Annotated in this window: 2 protein-coding genes; both read right to left on the bottom strand. The window is 62.3% G+C overall.

The features are described from left to right. The coding region (locus ACH65_RS18625; RefSeq protein ID WP_237561569.1) for a phospholipase effector Tle1 domain-containing protein at positions 1–1,240 on the bottom strand (1,240 nt) is incomplete at its 3' end. A gap of 18 nt (positions 1,241–1,258) precedes the next feature. Beyond that, the gene (locus ACH65_RS20890) at positions 1,259–2,173 is read right to left on the bottom strand and encodes a hypothetical protein (RefSeq protein WP_237561570.1); all 915 of its coding nucleotides are present in this window, start codon (positions 2,171–2,173) and stop codon (positions 1,259–1,261) included. Between the last annotated feature and the right edge of the window lie 156 nt (positions 2,174–2,329).

Raw genomic sequence — 2,329 nt, forward strand, 5'->3', positions numbered from 1 at the left:
ACGCCTCGTCGAGCGAGCGGCCGGGGGCGGCCGCCCGTGCCGGGGCGTCGGCGATCTGTTGAGGCGAGGTCGGGCCCGTCTGCACCGTTTGCCGCTCGAACTGCTGGCTCAGCGCCTCGTCGCGCGGCTCGGCGTTGTAGGGATCGGCCACGCCGGGGCGCTCCCGGTGGACGAGGCCGAACAGGTGCGACGCCCTCGGCGCCAGCCGCTCGTTGTAGCCCTCCGGCTGCTGCCGGTCGACCTTGCGGTCGAGCCGGTAGAGCAGCATGCCTTCCTCCGAGCGGTGCACCACGTTGAGGCGCGGGTCGTCGGGCTCGGGGCTGCGCGCCAGGAACGGCTTGTCGCTCAGCGCGTTGAGGTAGTCGATCATCAGGTTGTCGCTGCGGATGGCGAGCCCGTCGCGGTGGTAGCTGCCGCCCACGTCCGAGTGCGCGCCGGCCACGGCCACGCCGAGGAAGCGCCCGTCGGGCGAGAGGCCGGGGTCGATGATGTGGTCGGACTTGAACTTGGCGCGCCGCTCGTCCTCGGCCATGACCTGGAAGCCGGAGATCACCGAAGGCGGCGGCCGGCGGTCGTGCGCGTAGGGGTGGCCGGTGCCGACCGGGTCGAACAGCGCCTCGGCCTGGGCGACTTGGCCGGGGGCGACGAGGGGTGGTTTGGTGTAGGTCACCGAGGTGATGTGGCTGTTCGAGTCGTGCGTGTAATAGGCTCCGGAAGGGTCTTGGATGCCGCGCTCATGCACGAGCCGCGCAAATCCCGCAGCTTGTTCTGCCCCTCGGCTGAAGCCGATGTCAGCGACGCGGATTTCGGCTTGTGGATCTTCCGCCCGCCACCGTTTTGCCTGGTTGATGAAGCGCTTGTACATCTCCTCGATGCGCTGATCATAAGTACCACCGGTCATACCGTCCCAAGTGCGGGCAATGGCGTTGTCCTGCGTACCAGGGCCTTCGACGTAATCGCCCTTGATTTGCGGATTCCCGCTGTCGGCGATCTGCGCATAGATCTTGGCGATGTTGGTCGCGTGCTCCGGGTCCTTGCGCACGTCGTTGCCAGTGCCGTCGAAGGCCGCGACATAAAGCCGTCCGTGCGGGTTGCTGGTATGGACCAGCACCGGTGTCTGAAAGCGCGAAAGCGCTTGGCTGGCGTCCCGGTAGGTCTGAAGTCTCGCCGCATCCGCGGGGTAATACAAAACGCCATCTTCCAATACGCCGTCCTTGCCGAGCTTGTGTTGTTCGCCCATGTCCATGGCTCCAATTAGTTAGTAGGTATGGCTCCAGGCCTGGAAGAGGTCGTTTCGGAAGTCGCTGTTCTTGTTTCCTGGAATCTGCTCGGTCTTGGTCGGGATGAACATGGCCATATAGACGTTGATGGTGCGATCGTTGACTTCCAGGAAAATGTCTGGCATGCCTGCCACTGGCCCCGAATAGAAATCAGCCATGTCGGACTTGGGCACGTTGTGCCAGATCAGTTCGTCCTTGAAGATTGTGCCGATGTCCACCTTGGCCTCATGTGCCACGCCGTCCAAGGATTTCCACCGTACCTCGGCGGGTGGCGGGAAGTTGCGGATATCGATATAGGAAGACCCCAGCCAGCCGCGTCTGTAGTCCGGCGAAGGGGGCGGCGGTGAGGCGAAGGAGCTCGGGTCCTTGTCACCGGTGGCCGGAGAGAAGTTGTGGTTGTTGTAGATCACCTGGCAACCCACGGTGTTGTAGCAGTGGGCGGCGAAGTTGTGTGCCTTGAAGCGTAGCGGTACGGCTTTTGTCGGCGCGGGAGCTTCGATACGGGGAGTGGCATCGGTAGCCATGACGGAGAAGTCTCCTATCGACAATTGAAGAACGGCGGCAATGGAAAATAAGGAACGGGCATGCGACCACCAGGACATCGTGCTCTCCTGCATCGGTTTGTCGTGGCGCGGCCGTTCGCTCGTCATTGCGGATGGCATGGAGCGTACTTGCTCAGGGTCGTTGTTCTCATCATTGCCGGTGCCATCGAAACACGCCACGAACAAGCGCTCGTGCGGGTTGTTCTCAAGGATCAATACGGGCGCTCGGGATTGCGAAAGCTCCAGGCCCGCCTGCTCATAACTCTGTAGCCGCAGCGTATCCGCGGGGTAGTACGAAACCCCATCGTTGCGGATGCCATCCGGGTCAAGCCGATCTTCCTTGTCAGCCATGCCTGCTCTCCAACGTCAGTAGGTGCGTGCCCAAACCAGGAGCATGTCGTCGCGGGCAAAACTGTATTTATTACCCGGAATTTGTTCGGTTCGTGTCGAAATGGAGGTTTTCGTGTAGACGCTCACCGTATTGTCGTTGACCTCGAGCAGGATGCC

It is taken from the genome of Frateuria defendens, from assembly GCF_001182895.1.
Classification (GTDB): domain Bacteria; phylum Pseudomonadota; class Gammaproteobacteria; order Xanthomonadales; family Rhodanobacteraceae; genus Frateuria_B; species Frateuria_B defendens.

Excerpts from the sequence above, each read along its gene's own strand:
- ACH65_RS20890 (WP_237561570.1), bottom strand. The coding sequence starts at position 2,173 with ATGGCTGACAAGGAAGATCGGCTTGACCCGGATGGCATCCGCAACGAT.